This is a genomic window from Oceanobacillus massiliensis str. N'diop (genome assembly GCF_000285495.1).
Lineage (GTDB): Bacteria > Bacillota > Bacilli > Bacillales > Amphibacillaceae > Oceanobacillus > Oceanobacillus massiliensis.
The window spans coordinates 92,563-111,753 of sequence record NZ_HE610976.1 but is presented as its reverse complement, the minus strand read 5'-3'; the positions used below and the strand labels follow the sequence as shown (position 1 = coordinate 111,753).

Sequence of the window (19,191 nt, the reverse complement as noted above, 5' to 3'; positions counted from 1 at the left end):
TAAAGAAAGAATCTTTTTTAAAGCAAAAAAGATTCTTTTTTTATTTTTCAGTAAATTTCAATTGACTATATTTGCTCTATGATAGATAATACTCATGAGTAATATAAAAGCGGATTTGGAGTTGGCAGAAATGGGGCAAAGAGGTCGCAGAAGAGGCTCAATTGGAGTGGAGAGCCGAAATTTATTACTGGAAAAGGCTGCAGAGGAATTTGCAAAGTGTGGTTTTCATGAAACAAAAATAAGTACAATTGTAAAGCGGGCAAATGTGACACAGCCATCCTTCTATCTATATTTCAGTAGCAAGGATGCGATATTTCAGGAGTTGGTGGGCTCCTTTCATAGCACGCTCTCTGATCTTGTTCAGCAGAGCAGGCTTGAATCAGGGTTGAAATTGGACTCATTGGAAGCGGAGATCGAGTATAAACTTACGGCCATATTTACATATTTTAAAAATAATCAAGACCTTACAAAAATCGGATTCTATATTTCAAAGGATGCAGGCAGATTAAAGGGGCAAATCGCAGCCCAAATCGAAGAAAATTTACTGAAAGAGCAGAGAGACGGATATTTTCAGCCTGATATTGATATGCATACGGTGGCACAGAGTTTGGTAGGCATCATGGAGCGTCTGACGATCGTTAAATTGTTTACTGGCATGAGAGAACCGGGAAATCTGGCAAATGAAATTGTCCGATTAATATTAAATGGCATAATCAGCAGATAGGAAGGGATGTGCTGTATCTAAATTTGGGATAGGGGATGATTAATATTAAAAAAAATGGGGCACAGCTGGATCAGGAATGGATGGTATTGATACAGACGGCAAAAAAGATTGGCCTAAACCCCGAAGATGTGAGGGCCTTCTTGGCAGAAGAACGTGAGGGTACACTGAATGACGATGAAAAGAGCTGATTGCTTATCGAAAGGCATAATGCTATGCTTTTCTTTTTTTGTGGTTAGCTAGCCTGAATAATTCATAAGTGTAGCCATGCTATAATAGATATTTATAGATACGTTATTTGTAATGGAGGAAATTATGGAGAACTGGGTTACAGATATAATGGAGCAGTTCGGATATTTTGGGATATTCATGATGATGGCTTTGGAAAATGTTTTCCCGCCGATTCCGTCAGAGATTATCCTTCCATTCGGAGGGTTTTTAACAACGTATACGGGGCTGACGATTGCTGGTGTACTAGTTGTGGCATCAGCCGGTTCTATTATTGGTGCAGTCGTTCTGTATGGAATTGGTCTATTGCTTGATGTTAGACGACTGGATAATATTGTGGATCGCTGGGGTCATATCCTGCGAATTACCAAGGATGATATCCATAAAGCAGATTCATGGTTTGATCGATACGGATACTGGGCAGTGCTTTTCTGCCGGATGATTCCCTTAATTCGAAGCCTGATCTCTATCCCTGCTGGAATGTCCAATATGAAATTCTCGTTATTCCTGATTTTTACGGCGATAGGAACGCTAATCTGGAATCTGGTACTAATCTCGATTGGAGCCATATTGGGAGAAAACTGGTCCTCCATCCTCGGGTTTATGGAAGTATACTCCAGTATTGCCTACATGGCAATCGCAATCGGTATCGCTATAAGTATAGCCTGGTATATTCAAAAGAAAAAAAGAAGCAATAACACTAAGAAAGTAATGCTTAAACATTACTTTCTTTTTTATATACAAAATTTCCTTCTTCCGTTCAGAAGCGCAGCGAGTGGACTGTCTCGGAGGAGATAAAGGAAACACGGGGAACGTAAGTGGACCGATGTTGACTTATCGGACGGAGGGACAGGAAGTCGCCCAGCTTCTGGAAGAAGGAACTGGCCGAAATAAAAGTTCCTTCTTCCGTACAGAAGCGCAGCGAGTGGACTTTCTCGGAGGAGATAAAGGAAACACGGGGAACGTAAGTGGACCGATGTTGACTTATCGGACGGAGGGACAGGAAGTCGCCCAGCTTCTGGAAGAAGGAACTGGCCGAAACAAAAGTTCCTTCTTCCGTACAGAAGCGCAGCGGGTGGACTGAGCCGGAGGAGATAAAGGAAACACGGAATTCGACAAAATTCGGGAAGTGACAGGCACCAAATAGGTCTGGGGGCTTAGTTGGAAATATAGCTGAGGTACATTACCGGGTGTTGGCTTAGCCTGTAAGATGGAGTCAGGATAAAGAAAGGAGGAAATGTTAATGAAAAAGTTTATGTTGTTTATTGCTGGGCTTGTCGCACTATTCATTTTGCTGGCCAATATTGGTCCAATGGTATTGCTGGCCTTAAGTGTATGGTTGCTATATGTGTGTTTTAAAAGGTTTGTCAAAAGCGATTCCACCGTTGGGAAAATCGGCTGGATACTTGCCGGTCTAATCGTATTGAGCATCACATTTTCGAATATCTTTGCCGTAATCGGAATTGGTGCCGCATATGTGCTTTATCTCATCTATAAAGGTTGGAACGAGGATGAAAGTCCTGCAGTTGAGGTTGTGGAAGATGATGATCCATTTACAAATTTTGAACGCCAGTGGGCAGAGTTAAATCGATCGTAAAATTAACGGGATAAAGGAGAATTTGATATGTCAACGAATATTTTTACAAGAATAAAAGATAGCGTTTCAGCAGATCTTCATACAATGCTTGATAAAAAGGAACAGAAAAATCCGATTGCCGCATTGAATCAGTATTTGCGTCAAAGTGAGCAGGAAAAGGAAAAGGTAAGAAGGCTGATCGATCGTCAGTATAAATTGAAAGAGGAATTCTCCAGAGAATATCTAAAGGCGCAAGATCATGCCGACAGGCGTTTGAAACAGGCAGCGATTGCAGATAAGGCCGGCGAAGAGGACATGCATGAATTTGCGATAAAAGAACATGAAGAATACCAGGTACGTGCAGACCGTATGAAGGCTTCCAGAGAAGAGGCATTGGAACAGCTGGAAGCACTGGAACAGAAATATGAGAACATGAAGCATCGATTAAAGGACATGCATTTACGGCGAATGGAACTAATGGGCCGGGAGAATATCGCAAAGGCCAACCACCAGATCAATCGGGTAGTCGAGGAGACCACGGATAAACCATTCTCGAAATTCGCTGAGATGGAGCAGTATATTGAGAATCTGGAATATAAAGTGAACAGCTCCTATTACAGAAGTACTTTTGACAGTAAAATCGCTAAGCTTGAAAAAGAATTGAATGAGCAGAACAATTAAAGGCTGGGGCCATTGAAGCTGCCGAAAAATTAAAAATCATGATATACTGTACAGGCGCAATTTACTTGCGCCTGTACGGCTACATAAGCTAAAGGAGGATCACCTATGTTCAAACGGCTATCGACAGATTATTTTAACTGGATATTGATCATTGGCGTGATCCTCTTTATATTTGAAATCGTCTTCTTCTTTGGAGGAACCATTATTCCAGCATTATTTTCAGCTCTATTCACCTATGTAGGCTGGAAGTATTTTAGAAAATTATGGGGGAAAATCGTCTTTTGGATTTCCCTGGTCAGTCTTATTTTTGCCATCTTGAATTTGTTGGCAGTTCGCTTCCTGATTATTGCTGCAGTTGTATTGTTCATCATCGACTATATGAAATCGAAGAAGGAAGCAAAGCAATACGATCCGATTCTGCCCGGCGGAGAAATAAGGGATGAAACATTAATAGACATTAAACCGCTATTTGAGCAAAAGACTTTTGAGGATCAGGCAACAGAGGATACAGCCTATCAATGGAAGGATGTCAATATATATGGGATTTTCGGCGATCGTATCATTGACTTGAGCAATACGGTACTGCCAAACGATACAGCCGTTATATCTATTCGTCATTTCATCGGGAATATTGAAATTTATGTACCATATGAGGTAGAGGTAAGCATTCATCACAGCTCGATTTTTGGCCGGGCACATATTTTGGGTAAACATGAATGGAAGCTTATGAATCGTTCGCTCTTTTACCAAACCGCGAATTACGATTCGGAATATCCGCGTGTAAAAATCATTACCTCTTTATTTTCTGGAGACATAGAGGTGAAGCGAATATGATTATCGTGATCCGTCATGTCTTTACTGCCATTGTTTTCAGTCTATTGTTTGCTGTTCTTGCAATTGGTACCACCTTTCTGTTCTTTCCTCCTGCTGACTGGTCTGACGTTTGGACACAGGAATTTGCCAATGTTTCGTTTGTTGTGTGGGTTTTCGGAATAGCAATTTCTATTGGTACAATAACCGGTTTGACGCTTGGTTGGTACTGGAAACAGAGATTTCATCAATTAGAGAAAAAGCTTGACCAAATCGTCAAAGGACAAAAGGTGACCACAAGCGATGAGCCATATAGAGAGCTTGCTGGTATCCATCTTCGTATCGATCAATTGCAGGAAAAGCTAAGGAGACAGGCTGAACATGCCCAACGCCTTTCAACAGAACGTGCACATGAACGGGAAAAAAGTCTGCAGGAAATCGTTGTCCAGGAGAGGAATCGCTTGGCGCGGGAGCTGCATGACTCGGTTAGTCAACAGCTATTCGCCGCATCGATGATGATGTCTGCCATCAATGAAAACAATCCGCCTGAGGATGCAGTCTTTAGGAAGCAGCTTTCCATGGTGGAAAAAATGATCCATCAATCCCAGCTTGAGATGCGTGCATTATTATTGCACCTCCGGCCTGTTGCGCTGAAAGGGAAAAAGCTGCATGAAGGTGTCAAAGAGCTATTACAGGAATTGATACAGAAGGTCCCTATGGAAATTGAATCAAAAATAGAAGTATTTGCTGTCGACAAAGGAATTGAAGATCAATTGTTCCGTATTCTGCAGGAATCGATATCCAATACATTAAGGCATGCTAAAGCTACCAGTATGAACATCCTGCTGATTGAGCGGGATGATACGATTATATTACGAGTCGCTGATAATGGAATCGGTTTCGATATGGAGAAGGTGAAAACGAGTTCCTATGGCATGCAAAATATGCGCGAGCGTGCATTTGAAGTTGGAGGAACCTTTAAGGTAATCAGTCTGCCGAATGAAGGAACCCGTCTGGAAGTTAAAGTCCCAGTTCTCACAAAGGAGGAACCGGAAAATGATTAGTGTCCTGTTTGCAGATGATCATGAAATGGTCCGTATTGGCGTTTCGGCATATCTTTCCGCCCAGCCTGACATTGATGTCATTGCAGAAGCGGATGATGGAGGTCCTGCTGTTGGGCAGGCACTGCAATTGCGTCCGGATATTATTTTAATGGATCTTGTTATGAAGGAAATGGATGGAATTGAAGCAACAAGGAAAATTATTGAACAATGGCCGGAAGCGAAAATTATCATTGTGACAAGCTTTTTGGATGATGAAAAGGTATATCCAGCACTGGAGGCAGGTGCCACAAGCTACATGCTGAAAACGTCGAAGGCAAGTGAAATTGCAAAGGCTATTCGAGATACATATAATGGCCAATCGATCCTGGAACCAGAAGTGACCGGGAAAATAATGACCCGGATGCGCCATAGCCAAGAGCCCCCACTGCATGAACAATTAACAGATCGTGAGAAAGAAATTTTGCTTTTGATTGCCCAAGGCAAAACAAATCAGCAAATAGCAGATGACCTCTTCATTGCGCTTAAGACGGTAAAGGTCCATGTAAGTAACATACTGGGGAAATTAGAGGTGCAGGACCGGACACAGGCCGTTATCTATGCATTCCAAAATAATCTTGTCAAAAAATAAGAAGAGCCACTGTGGCTCTTCTTATTTTTCACTGTAGAATTTATTGACGAGTTCATAGATGGAAACCAATTCATACAAAACAATCAGCTCTGGAGGAAAGTTAGTAGGATGGTGTGCATTATTCTTTGTTAATTCTTCATTGTCTTCCCAAAATAGTTCCGTTATACAATCCATTTGCTTCATATTTGCTTCAGAACTGTATAATGCTTCGTCTTTCAAACTGTTCGCCATTGTAATGACAGCATCAAGAATAATTTTTTTCTCATCAGCAGTCCAGGAGAGATGGATAATCGGATTATAAATTAAATTGCTCAAATGATAATGGATCAATCGCAGGTTATTCAGCTGTTTTTGTGACTGTTGGAAAGCGAGCTGTTCCGATTCCAGCAATGGATGGTATTTGACCTCTTCTCTTTGAAAACGGCATAATATCTCTGTTTTATGTATTTCCTCATCAAGCTTTGTCAATTCATCAAGCATCAACTTCTTTTTATCATCGGAACCCTCTAAAACCAATCTGGATATTTTTTCTATCTGTGCACCTGTACGTAACTTAATATGATTGACTTTCCCGGTTATGATATTGCGGTACTTGGGCGGCAATACAAACATATTTACTAGAGTCGATACACCAATTCCAATTGTTGTGGTCCCTAAGCGGATGAAAAAGGCAATCAGGAAATGTCCATGGATGACATCAATCATAGCGACTGAGGTAAGTGTTGCAACAAGCAATCCTGCATGAAGCTTTAATTTAAAGCAGGTAGCGATTGTGAATACTGCTGCAAGGGCATATGTGATGGGGGAGTCGCCAAATAAAGACATAAATAAAACAGCATATGCCGAACCTATAGCTGAAGCTGGGAAACGTATAATTCCTTTTTTAATTGAATCCGATACAGTTGGTTCAATCGTTACAATTGCTGTAATAACGGCGAAAGCAACCGGCCAGCCAATCCATTGGCATATTAAAGCTGTAAAGAAGGCGGCTACACCTGTTTTTACTACTCTTCTCCCTAAAAAATTGTGTTTTCTCAATTCATCCTACCTCAATTCCCTAAAAAATCCGTGTCTTACTTTTCCATTCTCTTACTAACCCTAAACTATTTCAATCAATTTATAAAATGCCTGCATGTTAAAAATAGCCAGGTACTTGAGCATACGCCGCGATTCTTTAAGTTTAACTATAACCCTCATCTGTCCTTTTGACTATGGGAGGAAACAGCTGCGTAACAGCAGAAGTGAAAGACAGCGCTTATAGAAAAACAGCAATAACACTTCAAAAAAATGGGCAGGGATGCCTATGCTTTTACATGGCTGATAGTGGGAGAATAGAATCAAGTTAGCGTACGTTAGTTAGAGAGGAAAAGAAAATCAGGAAATTCAGCTCTGTTAAAATAGGTATTTTTCCCTCCAACTAAAATCAATTGCTACTTAAATAAGCATCATAAAGACAAAAAATATTACAGGACTAGACAAAACCCTGCTTGAAAAACTGTTTATCTTACAAAATCAGACAAGTTTTTAATGAAAAAAGAGGTTTAATGTCATTTTTGAAATATAACTGTAACATTTCCATAATATAAGTGACATTTTACAATGCTATACTACATATTGCCTAGAAGAAATAAACTATCTAATTACATATCTGCAAATTACGAGAATAAATGAGTCTACATACATAGAAAAATTGCGGAGTAAATATGGGAAGTGGGGAAAAGAACGTTGAAAAAGACATTAATTACATTAACCACAGTAGCTGTGGTTGGTTTAGGTAGTACTTTATTCACTGGAACGACCCATGCAGAAACTGTTCAGGAATTGAAAACTAAGCAATCGGAAATCCAGCAGGATCGTGAAGCGCTATTAGCTAAATTGACAGACGCAGAAGGTCAAATGGCGGATTTATTAATAGAACTTGAGACATTAAATGAAAAAATTGAAGAGCTTGATGCTGCTATGGTTGAAAACCAAAAGCAGATGGATAAGATAAAAACATCCATTGCGGACAAAGAATCCGAAATAGATGCGCTTGAAGAAGAAATCGTAAAACTGGAAGAAGCGATTGAAGCACGATTTGAGATTCTAAAGGAACGTGCTGTCTCTTATCAGCAGAATGGCGGGGAAATCAGTTATCTGGAAGTTATCTTCGGATCGAAGAACTTCGGTGATTTTATCAGCCGTGTATCTGCTGTAAACAAGATTACGGAATCTGACGCAGATTTGATGAAAAAGCAGGAAGAGGATAAGAAAGCGGTAGAGGAAAAGAAAACGGCTGTCATTTCCAAGCTGGACGAGCTGAAAGATATGGAAGTTGAACTGGAAGGCGTCCTAGCTCTTATCGATGAACAAAAGGCTGAAAATGAAAGCCGTAAAGAAGAACTAGAAATGAAGCAGGAAGATATAATTGCATTAAAAGAAAATCTGCAGCTGGAAGATAGCCAGCTTGCAAGTCTTGAACAAGATGTTAAAGCAAGTTTACGAGCTGCAATCGATCCAGCTCCAGCAGTTGCGGTTGCAAGTGCAACTGTGGGAGAAGCAGATTCAAGTGAATCGGGCGGAAAACTTGAAGCACTCAGCAAGAAAACGAGTTCAGCAAGACCGGCAGCAAGTGGAAATATCAGTACAGCAATAAACGCTGGTTTCTCACATCTGGGAACTCCTTATGTATGGGCCGGAAAATCACCATCTGGCTTTGATTGTTCCGGATTCGTATCATGGGCATTCGCTCAGGCGGGAATCTCCATCCCATCAAGCACTTCTCAACTATCAAGTTTTGGAACGAAGGTATCTGCAAGCAATATGCAGCCAGGGGATATCGTATTTTTCAACACATATAAAACAAATGGACATGTTGGAATCTACCTTGGCGGCGGGAAGTTTATTGGAGCGCAAAATTCAACAGGCTTGGCAGTGGCTGATATGTCAAGCGGATACTGGGCAGGTAAATTTAACGGTCACGTACGCAGTGTGAAATAAAGAATACTAGATTACGAGATAATCCACTCTTAAGCAGGGTGGATTTTTTTGTGCGCGGATGAGGGATAATTATGGTAATAATGCAGATGATAATCTGCAAAGCTATAATTGGATTTCATTTTAGGTTTTGCTATACTGAAAAACGGTTATATATAATAAGCTAGCTTCTTACATAAATACATACAATTACAAAAACGAAAGGAAATGTCATGAAAAATAAGTCATATCTTAATCCAGTATTTTTTGTATCAGCAATCATTGTCAGTCTATTGGTTATCCTTGGAGCAGCTGCTCCAAGAGCTTTCGGCAATGTGGCGGGGAGGCTATTCAGCTTCACTACAATTAATTTTGGCTGGTTTTATTTATTAGCTGTATTTATCATCACCTTGTTCTTGATTGGACTGTCGATCAGCAAGTATGGGAAAATTAGGCTTGGTCCAGTCGATTCCCGCCCGGAATTTCCGTTTTTTACATGGATTGGGATGCTCTTCTCTGCCGGCTTTGGGATTTCGATTGTTTTCTGGGGTGTAGCAGAACCAATGAGTCATTTCTTTAATACACCATTCCCGGAATTGGATGGCCAAACTCCTGAAGCAGCACGCGAAGCAATGGGATATTCATTTTTCCACTGGGGGATCAGTCAGTGGTCCGTCTTTGCGATTGTAGGCCTGGTTATTGCGTATTTCCAGTTCAGAAAAAATAGAAAGGGATTAATTTCAATTGCAATAGAGCCTGTAGTCGGGAAAAATAGAGGCGTTGCCAATACGATTGATTCTCTGGCGGTTATTGCAACGGTAATGGGTGTTGCAACTTCTCTCGGGCTAGGGATTTTGCAAATGAATGGCGGACTGACGGCAGTAGCTGGAATTCCAAATTCGATGTGGATTCAATTAGTAATTGCTGGTGTGATGCTAGTTGCGTATTTATTATCCTCAAGTACAGGATTGAATAAAGGGATCAAATGGCTCAGTAATATCAATTTAGGGCTTTGTCTATTATTGTTGGTGTTTGTATTTTTTGCTGGACCAACCGTATTTATCCTAGAGACACTTGTGCTAGCCACGGGTGATTATCTTATGAACTTTATCCAGTACAGCCTCCGTTTAACTCCTTATAGTGGCGGGACATGGGTACAGGAATGGACGATATTTTATTGGGCATGGGCAATTGCATGGTCTCCATTTGTAGGTGCATTTGTCGCTCGTGTATCAAGAGGGAGGACGATCCGTCAGTTTGTCTTTGGTGTACTGGTCGTACCACCTGCGATAGCGTGTCTATGGATAGCGACATTTGGCGGAACGGCCTTGCACAGTGATTTATTCAATGGGACAGCAATTGCTGAAGCTGTGGACGCAGATGTAACGGTAGCCTTATTTGAAACATTCGGTGTGCTGCCATTAACGGAAATCTTTTCGGTATTATCGATTCTGCTAATTTTCACTTTCCTCGTTACATCAGCAGATTCTGCGACATATATCTTAGGAAGCATGACATCGAAGGGTTCATTAAACCCTTCCTTGATTACGAAAATCATTTGGGGCTTTCTTATTACGGCGATAGCAGTTGTGTTATTGATTGCCGGCGGACTCGAGGCACTGCAAACAGCTTCCTTAATCTCAGCACTGCCATTCACCATAATATTGCTTATAATGGTTGTATCCTTTATGAAAATAGTCAAAAAAGATTTTAAAGGTAAATAGGAACTCTGTTAAGCAGCCAATAGTACAGCTATTGGCTGCTTTTTAGATTTATCATTTTTTAACTATTACTAACCGGGAAGCGTTTGGCAGCTGAATGTGTTCCAAGTATCGAACAGCAGGCAAATAATCTTAAATAATGGCATTATATATAGACTCATATTTTCAAATATACTATAATCATATTAGGGAAGTGGGTGATTCGATGGGAAGGTAAAACTATATAGACGATTCAGCAATGACTCTAACATTTATTTTATTCTTCAATTGTTGAATCACCGTCGTGAAAAGAACCAAAATAAACATGTATAATTTTTAGAAAATCGGGAGGTGAAATCCTTGTGTCTTTGGCACAAGGATCTTAATTGGACATAGTTACCATAATAAATTTACTTGCAGTTGCTGTACTTATTGCAATGACTGCATTCTTCGTAATGGCGGAGTTTGCGATTGTAAAGGTCAGAAGTACACAACTGGAACCACATATTGAAAGTGGCAGGAGATCAGCAATACATGCTAAGCAAGTGGTTACCCATCTGGACGAATATTTATCTGCCTGTCAACTGGGGATTACCATTACCGCTCTCGGTATCGGTCGCTTAGCAGAGCCGACATTTGAGAAAATGCTGCATCCGCTTTTCGGATCATTCGAAATCAGTGAAGCCCTTGTTACGACTCTTTCAATAGCTATTTCATTTGCATTTGCAACATTCCTGCACGTGGTTGTAGGGGAGCTTGCACCGAAGACATTGGCTATCCAAAAGGCGGAACAGGTGACACTATTTGTAGCACGTCCTCTTATGTTATTCTATAAATTGCTCTTCCCTTTCATATGGTTCCTGAACGGTTCAGCACGACTCTTATCACGATCTGTTGGTTTACAGCCAATGAGCGGCCATGAGGAATCACACAGTGAAGAAGAATTGCGCCTAATTCTTGCGGATAGTTTTAAGAGTGGTGAAATCAATCAATCAGAAATGATGTATGTTAATAACATTTTTGATTTTGATGAACGTGTTGCAAGGGAAATAATGGTTCCTCGTACAGAGATGATTTATTTCTCAAAAGAGGACAGCTTTGAGGCAAATCTTGAAATCATCCGGGAAGGACAGTTTACAAGGTATCCTGTTGCCGATGAGGACAAAGATAATATAATTGGTCTGGTAAACCTTAAAGAGTTTTTCACTGGACAATTGGATGATGATAAACCGAATTCGATCGAGAAATTCATTCGTCCTATCATACATGTATCTGAAGCAACACCGATTAAGCAGCTTTTGCTCAAAATGCAAAAAGAGCGGATTCATATGGCCATCGTTAACGATGAGTATGGCGGGACTGCCGGCTTGGTAACAGTTGAAGATATATTGGAAGAGATTGTTGGAGATATCCGTGACGAGTTTGATGAAGATGAAGTGCCTGATATTGAAGAGGTTGATGAAAAAACACTTCTTTTGTCAGGTAAACTAAATCTGGAAGAAGTGAATCAGAGGCTTGGCATATTTCTTTCAGATGATGAAGTGGATACAATTGGCGGTTGGTTCTTTACAAACAATCTGGATGCCGAGGTCGGTGCTTCCATGGAATTCGATGGACATGAATTTATTCTTGATGAGAAAGATGGCTATCAGATTAAGCGGATTAAAGTTGTAAAAATATAATATATTCCCACGAAGGCAAGCCATACAAGGCTTGCCTTTTTTTCTTATGTTTGTCTGCCTTCATGAGGAGCAGCGCTTGGATAGCTGCCCAAAAATCGTCTTTTGCATTATGTATATCAGCCTAAATGAATCCAGCGCCAGACGGTTTGTGCTTATCAGGAGGCTAAAAAGCTGGCCAGCGGAAAATGACCGTCTGGAGTGGAATCAGACGAAGCTGTTTATCGAGCATATTAGCCTGAATTTAGATTTAAATAAACGCTAGAATAGGTTTATGTTCATGCAATATAGGATAAAGTACAAGAACAATTTCTTTTGGGAGGGATCCTATCTCTATGGATATACATGAAAAGCTGAAAGAGCTGGAGAAGGTAAACATGGAAGGAAACAATAAAGTCTTTACCATGTACTTAAATACCGATCCATCTGATCCAGATCAACAGGGTGGCCAATGGAAAATACATTTCAAAAACGGCATGCGGAATTTCGAAAGCTATTTAGAGGAATCAAATGACAAGGAAGAGTTGAAAAACTTCCAAATGGTGAAAAACAAGGTAAAGAAATTTATCAAAGAGAATGAACTGCAGCTATTAAAAGGAATTATCGTGTTTGCAACCGCAGATGAAGTTGTCTGGTATGCAGATAAGGTACAAATGCGACTGGAAGATGAGTTTTACTGGCAAGAAACCCCTGAACTAAATCAATTTCGTAAGCTGAAAGAAACATATCCAAAGACAGGGATTATCCTCGTACAACAAAATCAAATAAAGGTAATTGATTGTAATTTAAACCATGTGGAGAAAACCACTTCCTATGAGCTTGATGTGGAAGAAGAAACATGGAGAGTACTGCATGGAGCGCGGCAAGGCGGCGCTGCCGTAGGTGCAGGATCATATAACAATAATCAGAAAGATTATTTTGATGCAAGATATGAAGCCAATCAACAGAGATGGTATAAAAGCATTGCTCCTAAATTGGACAAAATGGTAAAAGACCATAAGTGGAAAAAAACCTATGTCGTTGGAGAAGCACCTGCAGCCAAAGTGTTAACAAACCAAATGAACAAAGAAGTTGATGACATTATTCCTAAAAACATGCTAGACCACGAAGAAACAAAGGTGATGCAGGAAGTATTGGCATAAGCAGCTTAAAAAAGATAGGGGTAGGTGCGCTCAACAATAGCGTGCCTATCCCTATCTCTTATTCGTTATCATCACTCAGATATTTATCATTTATATAGCCAGTGAAATCCGGGGTGGTAATTTTTACCCACCCGCTGCCGTCATCTTCCACTTCTACTACCTGATTAAGTGTTACAACACCAGTAATATCATATTCTGTTCCAGGGCCGCTTCTAACGTTGAGGGAATCTACTGTTACCGTACGACTTGAGAATTTGGCTTCCTCAGATGCTTCCTCCTGCCCGCTGCTGTTCTGCTCTTCCAAGCTATTTTCAGATTCTGTAAGGTCTGTATCTGAATCATCTGTCTCCACATCCGATTCTGGAATAGTCTCCTCAATAGTATTTGCGCGGATAGAATCATCGAAATCGCGATTCATGAAATTGTACTGCATGACCGCTACAAAAGCAATGAAGGCAACTATTAATACTAGTAAAATAATAATTATAATTCCTTTATTTCTATTCATTTGTCACTTCTCCTAAAAAAATGTCTAAAAGTAGTATACATGAAATAGCATCAAAATGAAAAGAAGCGGAGCTAATCAAGTTCTTTATCAATTTAATAGTTTCCGAGACCATTTGTCGGGGTCTGGATGATAATGGGGTTCTTTGCTGGATCCAACCATTTTATAATTGAAATGACATTGGATTTTGCTGTACCGGTACAGCCTAATGTATGCCCGTTAGCAATATGGAAAAAGATTGCACTACCTTTTCCTGGGGTACGAGCTGTATTGTAGTTGATGACGAATCCATGCGTATATAATGGAATATCCATATTCTCTGCACTTGACCATTGACCGTTTGTTGCTGATTTTGATTGCCAGCTGTTATAGTGAGTGGAATTGGAATCATCGACCCATACGTCATCTGCTGTTATTGCCTTGTAGGATAGTTTAGTACCAGGATTTCCTGCCCGGCCGAAAGCATGACCGATTGTGAATTTACCGACGGGAGACTTTCCGTCACCCTCCACTTTGTTATCAGCGAAGCCATTTTTGCCGATAAAACCAGAAACATCCATTAACTGCTTCCAGTTTCCTTCTGTAGTTCTTTCGAAGGTTTGAATCCTTGCCGAGCTGGTGCTGTAACCATTGGCGGTGACTAAAATCAGCTGATTGTTACCTCCAATGCTTTTCAGCTTTTGTGCATCATTTTGCTCCCCAGCAGGTGGAGAAGGTTCAGTTTCTTTTTTCTCATCCTTAGCAGGCTTAATCTGATTCTCCTCTTCTTTTTCTCCAGCATTACTATTTGATTTATTTGATTCAGGTTGTGTGGACGCAATAACTTCTTGGCCAACAATCTTTTCATCATCTATGTACTTGGAATTTACAAAACCAGTAAGTGTATCTGTTTTAATTTGAACCCATCCGCCATCCGTAGCCTGATCTGCTGCCTCTATTTCCTCGTTGATTACCACTGTACCGATAACAGTATGGTTAACTCCCGGTCCTTTACGAATGTTTAGTGAAGAAACGGCTACATATTTAGTGGAAAATGTGACAGGTTCTGTTTTTTCTTCTGCAGCCGAATTTTTCGCTGTTTCCGTTGATTCGGAATTTTCTTTATCATCTATTTCAAGTTTCTCCTTGGAGGATGGCTTGTCCTTTTCATCGTCCTCCGTCGTCTCATCCGTTTTTTCCTTCAGTGAATCAGTTTCTTCAATGTTATGTACAGCTTCTGTTTCTGAGTCCTTTTGAGCAATTGTAGGACTGCTGGTAAAGCCATTTTGCATAATAATAATAATTAATAATATAAAGCCTGCCGTAGCAATAACTCCTAACAACATTCCTTTTTTTCTACTCATTTATTTGCCCCCCCTTAAAATGTATCTCAGTTATTATACACGAAACATTTATAATTTGTAGGGATAATGTATCAGAATAGGAAAAAGACGACAATTACGGCTCCAATACTAACGATAAAAGAGCTGCTGACGTAAAGAGCAGCACGCCTGTAATCTTTCTCCATCAGAAGGGAAAGGGTTTCATTGCTGAAGGTTGAGAAGGTCGTATAGGCACCACAGAAACCAACCCCGAGCAGCAGCCAGACTGAATCATTGATCGATTCTTCCAAATAAAGATTGAACAGAAATGCCAAAAACATGGATCCTGTAATATTGGCAATCCATGTAGCAAGCAATCGCTTATGAAATTTTAATGAGAGGCTGTATCTGGTAATACTGCCGATAAAACCCCCAATGGCCACAAGAACGACACTCATTCGATAACCTGCTTTCCCTTTGATAATCGATAGCCGAAAAAGCTGAATAATAACCCGCCGCAAAACGTAATCACTATATAGCTGATGGCGGCGAAAGTACTGGTGGTCCATAACTGGACCGTTTCAACGGCAAGGGTTGAAAACGTGGTAAATGATCCGATAATACCTGTTGTTATGGCGGTGAATGTCTCGGGTGACAGCCTGGACTTAATGAAGGAATGGTTCATTAGGTAAGTCAATAGAAAGCAGCCGGCCAGATTGGCGATCAGCGTCTGATAAGGAAAAACGATTGCATTGTCAAAAAATAACGAAATGCCATATCGTCCTCCAGCTCCGATCATACCGCCAAAGCCAATTGCAAGAAAAGGGTTCATCTTGCTCATGCTCCCTGACAGGCAGGACATAAACCATAGATTTCAAATTTATGGTCTTCAATTGCATAATTGGCAAGTGACCGCTGGACCTCAGACATTGGGCAAACTTCAATCTCTTTTGTCTTCCCGCACACATTACAGATAAAGTGGTGGTGGTGATGGTGTGTGCAGTTCATCCGGAAATGTTTTTCACCATTTAATTCGGTGGACTCCAGAATGCCGACTTCATGATATAAATGGAGATTACGGTAAATGGTGTCAAAACTGATTCCATCATAGCTTTCATCCAGATAATGAATCAGATCCTTGGCAGTACGATAGCCGTCAGCCCCTTCAAAAAAAGCAAGAATATCTTTTCGTTTTCCGGTTGTTTTATATCCTTTGTCCTTCAATAAGTCGATGGCTTCATCTATATTCATGCCAAATCCCTCGCTTTCTTCGGTTTAGAACTAAGTCTTTTAATACATATGGCCAGTAATAAAATGATAATAGAGACCATTACGATTGTTCCTCCAGGTGGTATGCTTAAATAATAACCCGATACTAATCCAATTATAACAGACAGCTCACCGAAGAGAATAGATAAGAACATCATTTGCTTAAAGCCTTTGGCAAGGCGCATACTGGCTGCAACAGGGAGAGTCATTAGCGCGGATACAAGCAATACACCGACAATCCTTATGGAAGCAGCAATCACAAGTGCTGTCAGAATGATAAAAAGCAAATGAATCCGTTTCGCATGCAATCCCGAAATGGTTGCATGTTCCTCATCAAATGAAAGGGTAAAAAGCTCCTTATAGAAGACTGCCACTATGAGAACGATGAATATGGATATACCGAGAATCATATAAAAGTCATTAAGGCTGACTGCGGAAACAGAACCAAACAGATAATTAAATAACTCTGTATTGAAGCCGTCAGCAATGGAAATGAAAATTACGCTCAAACCAACACCTGATGATAAAATAATCGGGATGGCAAGCTCCTGATAGGCCTTATAAACAGTTCTTAGCTTTTCGATCAATACGGAGCCAATAACCGAAAAGACCATGCCACTGTATAATGGAGCAATCATGAGACCGAACTTTTTCTCAGCCATTAATCCAAAGGCAATGCCGGCCAAGGTTACATGGGAAAGTGCATCGGCAATCAGCGATAATCTCCTTACCACAATGAATGTACCAAGCAGGGGGGCGATGATGCCAATCAGCAATCCGGTTAAAAATGTATATCGTAAGAAATCGTATTGAAAAAAGTCTGCTAGCATAGTTGATCCTCCAACATTAGTGATGGTGACTGACAATATTTACGGTATGTCCATAAAATTTTGACAGGTCGCTTTCGGTAAGGGAAGTATATTCCTCAGGGTTTCCATGAAAATGCAATGTTTTATTCAGGCAAACAATGTCTGTAGCATATTCCGTCATTGTTCCCGTATCATGGGTTACAAGAAGCAGTGTCTTATTCTGCTCCCGATGCAATTGATGCAAGAGCTCATAAAATCGTTTGACGTTCTCGTAATCAATGCCGACAGTGGGCTCATCGAGAATAATTAATTCCGGGTCGCTAACCAGCGAACGGGCAATGAAAATACGCTGCTGCTGTCCACCGGATAGATTGCCAATATTCTCATAGGCATATTCCAGCATGCCAACCTGATCAAGTGCCTGGAGTATTTTTTCCTTATGGGTTTTATTAAAAAACTTGAAGTATCCTATCTTGGCAGTCAGCCCTGAGGAAACCACCTCATAGACGGTTGCTGGAAAGCCCTTGTTAAAGGAATTCGCTTTTTGTGATACAAAACCGATCTTGTTTCTGTCTTTCATTTTATCAACAGGTTCATCAAAAATATGGATGGCACCCTGATCTGGCTTCAATAGTCCAAGAATCAATTTAATCAAGGTTGTCTTTCCACCGCCGTTAGGGCCGACCAGCCCCATAAAAGCTCCTTGAGGAACTTCAAAGTTAATTGCATGCAGAACGTCTTTATTTTCATAGCTGTAGCTTATGTTTTCCATTGATACAACTGGTTTTGTCATCATAACACCTCACTCTAATATCGACTTGAAAAGAATAAGGAAGCATCTGCACTACGTTAGATGCCTCCTGAAACTTATTTCATAGCTTTATCCAGAATTTCCAAGTTTTGATTCATGATAGACATATAGTCTTCATTATTATCAATATCTTCTTCCGTTAAAACAGATAGGTTGTGAATCACTAAGGATTCGGCGCCAATTTCCTGCTGGATGATCTTAGAAACATTAGTTGAACCGTTTTGTTCAAAGATGATATATTCCAGTCCATATTCTTTAGCCTGATCAATTATTTCGGTCAGCTCTTTTTGGGATGCTTCATTGCTCGAAGAAAGACCGTTGATGGAAATCTGTTCGGTTCCGTATCTTTCTTCCCAATATCCATATGCAGCATGTGATACAAGGATATGTTTATTTTCCTTCGCTTCAAGCACTTCCGTATAGTTTTCGTCCAATTCATGGAGTTCAGCTTCCAGTGCGGCAAAGTTTTCATTATAAAGAGCTTCATCTTCAGGGTTAATTTCGATAAGTTCATCCTTGATGATTTCTGCCATTTGGGACATGCGCAATGGATCAATCCAGATGTGGGGATCATGATCGCCATGATTGTGTCCATCATGAGAAGCGACTTCTTCACTTTCTTGATGGTTATTTTCAGTCTCATGAGCGTGCTCGCTGCCACCATCTGTATGGAAAAGTTCCTCATGCTGTCCGAGTTCTATTAGACTCACATTTTGAGAAGCTAGCGCATCTGCAGCAGTTTCTGCAAAACCCTCCATTCCCGCACCCATATAGATAAATGCATCACTATCTGCAATTCCTGTCATATCCTTTGTAGTAGGCTCATAGGTATGTGCATCTACTCCAGGAGGGTAAACGGTTTTAACGGTGGCGGTTTCCCCGGCAATTCGTTCAACGGCATACTCGATCGGATAGACGGAAGTATAGATTTCCAGTCCTTCGCTCTCCGTTTCATTAGCGGATGCACATCCTGCAAGCAAAATGAATGTTAATAATACCAGAATTATATGTTTATAGATTTGCATCTGTTTATTCCTCTCATATATATTATCAATGTTTATCGTATAATATCTTAACGTAATGGTTCCGATTTGTAAACAGTAATGATTACGGTTTTTTAAAACCAGTGAAATAATCGAATATAGACTTAGATAAGAAAGCCTTTACAAAAATGTTAATTAAATTTATTGCGAAATATCAGAATTTGGATTATAGTAAAAGGTAGATGGATACCGTCTTTTAAAATTTGGCTGTTTTCTAAATGATTGTTGGTAGTTAACGATGTTTCGATTAATTTATTCAGTTGACGCGA

The 19,191-nt window shown here is 40.3% G+C and carries 22 protein-coding genes and 1 pseudogene; 14 read left to right on the top strand and 9 right to left on the bottom strand.

Annotated elements, in window-relative coordinates:
• The first annotated feature begins 130 nt into the window (after nt 1-130).
• From OMHG_RS00805 to OMHG_RS00770, 9 genes and pseudogenes are all read left to right on the top strand, one after another.
• Nucleotides 131-724 (top strand): TetR/AcrR family transcriptional regulator, encoded by a 594-nt coding sequence (locus OMHG_RS00805; protein ID WP_010647427.1) that lies wholly within the window; start codon nt 131-133, stop codon nt 722-724.
• A 35-nt stretch (nt 725-759) separates the two neighbouring features.
• Nucleotides 760-912, top strand: a complete 153-nt coding sequence (locus OMHG_RS17655) for an anti-repressor SinI family protein (RefSeq protein ID WP_010647425.1) — start codon at nt 760-762, stop codon at nt 910-912.
• A gap of 124 nt (nt 913-1,036) precedes the next feature.
• A pseudogene (locus tag OMHG_RS00800) lies at nt 1,037-1,642 on the top strand (DedA family protein); the annotation flags it as partial.
• Nucleotides 1,643-1,724: 82 nt separating this feature from the next.
• A complete protein-coding gene (locus OMHG_RS00795; RefSeq protein WP_147628987.1) occupies nt 1,725-2,033 on the top strand; it encodes a hypothetical protein in 309 nt (102 codons plus the stop codon).
• A 159-nt stretch (nt 2,034-2,192) separates the two neighbouring features.
• Nucleotides 2,193-2,546, top strand: a complete 354-nt coding sequence (locus OMHG_RS00790) for a lmo0954 family membrane protein (protein WP_010647418.1) — start codon at nt 2,193-2,195, stop codon at nt 2,544-2,546.
• 27 nt (nt 2,547-2,573) lie between these two features.
• A complete protein-coding gene (locus OMHG_RS00785; protein WP_010647415.1) occupies nt 2,574-3,206 on the top strand; it encodes a PspA/IM30 family protein in 633 nt (210 codons plus the stop codon).
• Nucleotides 3,207-3,311: 105 nt separating this feature from the next.
• Complete coding sequence (gene liaF, locus OMHG_RS00780; RefSeq protein ID WP_010647414.1) at nt 3,312-4,040, top strand: cell wall-active antibiotics response protein LiaF; 729 nt, start codon at nt 3,312-3,314, stop codon at nt 4,038-4,040.
• Nucleotides 4,037-5,080 (top strand): sensor histidine kinase, encoded by a 1,044-nt coding sequence (locus OMHG_RS00775; RefSeq protein ID WP_010647413.1) that lies wholly within the window; start codon nt 4,037-4,039, stop codon nt 5,078-5,080. The genes liaF and OMHG_RS00775 overlap by 4 nt, the downstream gene beginning before the upstream one ends.
• Nucleotides 5,073-5,708, top strand: coding sequence for a response regulator (locus tag OMHG_RS00770; RefSeq protein WP_010647412.1), 636 nt, complete (start codon nt 5,073-5,075; stop codon nt 5,706-5,708). The genes OMHG_RS00775 and OMHG_RS00770 overlap by 8 nt, the downstream gene beginning before the upstream one ends.
• Before the next feature lie 21 nt (nt 5,709-5,729).
• Here OMHG_RS00770 and OMHG_RS00765 read toward each other — a convergent pair whose 3' ends face one another.
• A complete protein-coding gene (locus OMHG_RS00765) occupies nt 5,730-6,746 on the bottom strand; it encodes an aromatic acid exporter family protein (protein ID WP_010647410.1) in 1,017 nt (338 codons plus the stop codon).
• 687 nt (nt 6,747-7,433) lie between these two features.
• Here OMHG_RS00765 and OMHG_RS00760 point away from each other — a divergent pair.
• The 5 genes from OMHG_RS00760 to OMHG_RS00740 all read left to right on the top strand — a co-directional run bounded on the left by OMHG_RS00760 (nt 7,434) and on the right by OMHG_RS00740 (nt 13,184).
• Nucleotides 7,434-8,687 carry a C40 family peptidase gene (locus OMHG_RS00760; protein ID WP_010647407.1) on the top strand — a complete coding sequence of 418 codons (1,254 nt, stop codon included), beginning with the start codon at nt 7,434-7,436 and terminating at the stop codon, nt 8,685-8,687.
• Nucleotides 8,688-8,896: 209 nt separating this feature from the next.
• On the top strand, nt 8,897-10,387 hold the full coding sequence (locus tag OMHG_RS00755; RefSeq protein WP_010647405.1) for a BCCT family transporter: 1,491 nt from the start codon (nt 8,897-8,899) through the stop codon (nt 10,385-10,387).
• A 362-nt stretch (nt 10,388-10,749) separates the two neighbouring features.
• Nucleotides 10,750-12,045 carry a hemolysin family protein gene (locus OMHG_RS00750; RefSeq protein ID WP_010647404.1) on the top strand — a complete coding sequence of 432 codons (1,296 nt, stop codon included), beginning with the start codon at nt 10,750-10,752 and terminating at the stop codon, nt 12,043-12,045.
• Between the two features lie 109 nt (nt 12,046-12,154).
• Nucleotides 12,155-12,307, top strand: a complete 153-nt coding sequence (locus OMHG_RS18860; RefSeq protein WP_154648210.1) for a hypothetical protein — start codon at nt 12,155-12,157, stop codon at nt 12,305-12,307.
• Between the two features lie 70 nt (nt 12,308-12,377).
• The gene (locus OMHG_RS00740) at nt 12,378-13,184 is read left to right on the top strand and encodes a VLRF1 family aeRF1-type release factor (RefSeq protein ID WP_010647400.1); all 807 of its coding nucleotides are present in this window, start codon (nt 12,378-12,380) and stop codon (nt 13,182-13,184) included.
• Between the two features lie 58 nt (nt 13,185-13,242).
• On the opposite strand, the gene OMHG_RS00735 is transcribed toward OMHG_RS00740, so the two are convergent.
• The 8 genes from OMHG_RS00735 to OMHG_RS00700 form a co-directional block, all read right to left on the bottom strand.
• Nucleotides 13,243-13,692 carry an SH3 domain-containing protein gene (locus tag OMHG_RS00735; RefSeq protein ID WP_010647399.1) on the bottom strand — a complete coding sequence of 150 codons (450 nt, stop codon included), beginning with the start codon at nt 13,690-13,692 and terminating at the stop codon, nt 13,243-13,245.
• A gap of 92 nt (nt 13,693-13,784) precedes the next feature.
• Nucleotides 13,785-15,032, bottom strand: a complete 1,248-nt coding sequence (locus OMHG_RS00730; protein ID WP_010647398.1) for an SH3 domain-containing protein — start codon at nt 15,030-15,032, stop codon at nt 13,785-13,787.
• A 71-nt stretch (nt 15,033-15,103) separates the two neighbouring features.
• Nucleotides 15,104-15,448, bottom strand: coding sequence for a fluoride efflux transporter CrcB (gene crcB / locus OMHG_RS00725; RefSeq protein WP_010647397.1), 345 nt, complete (start codon nt 15,446-15,448; stop codon nt 15,104-15,106).
• Nucleotides 15,445-15,831 carry a fluoride efflux transporter FluC gene (locus OMHG_RS00720; RefSeq protein WP_237566122.1) on the bottom strand — a complete coding sequence of 129 codons (387 nt, stop codon included), beginning with the start codon at nt 15,829-15,831 and terminating at the stop codon, nt 15,445-15,447. The genes crcB and OMHG_RS00720 overlap by 4 nt, the downstream gene beginning before the upstream one ends.
• Entirely contained in the window at nt 15,828-16,241 is a 414-nt protein-coding gene (locus OMHG_RS00715) for a Fur family transcriptional regulator (protein WP_010647395.1), read from the bottom strand. Before OMHG_RS00715 ends, OMHG_RS00720 begins: the two co-directional genes overlap by 4 nt.
• The gene (locus OMHG_RS00710) at nt 16,238-17,089 is read right to left on the bottom strand and encodes a metal ABC transporter permease (protein WP_010647394.1); all 852 of its coding nucleotides are present in this window, start codon (nt 17,087-17,089) and stop codon (nt 16,238-16,240) included. Before OMHG_RS00710 ends, OMHG_RS00715 begins: the two co-directional genes overlap by 4 nt.
• A 16-nt stretch (nt 17,090-17,105) precedes the next feature.
• The gene (locus tag OMHG_RS00705) at nt 17,106-17,861 is read right to left on the bottom strand and encodes a metal ABC transporter ATP-binding protein (RefSeq protein ID WP_010647393.1); all 756 of its coding nucleotides are present in this window, start codon (nt 17,859-17,861) and stop codon (nt 17,106-17,108) included.
• Nucleotides 17,862-17,935: 74 nt separating this feature from the next.
• A complete protein-coding gene (locus tag OMHG_RS00700; RefSeq protein ID WP_010647392.1) occupies nt 17,936-18,904 on the bottom strand; it encodes a metal ABC transporter solute-binding protein, Zn/Mn family in 969 nt (322 codons plus the stop codon).
• Nucleotides 18,905-19,191 lie beyond the last annotated feature (287 nt).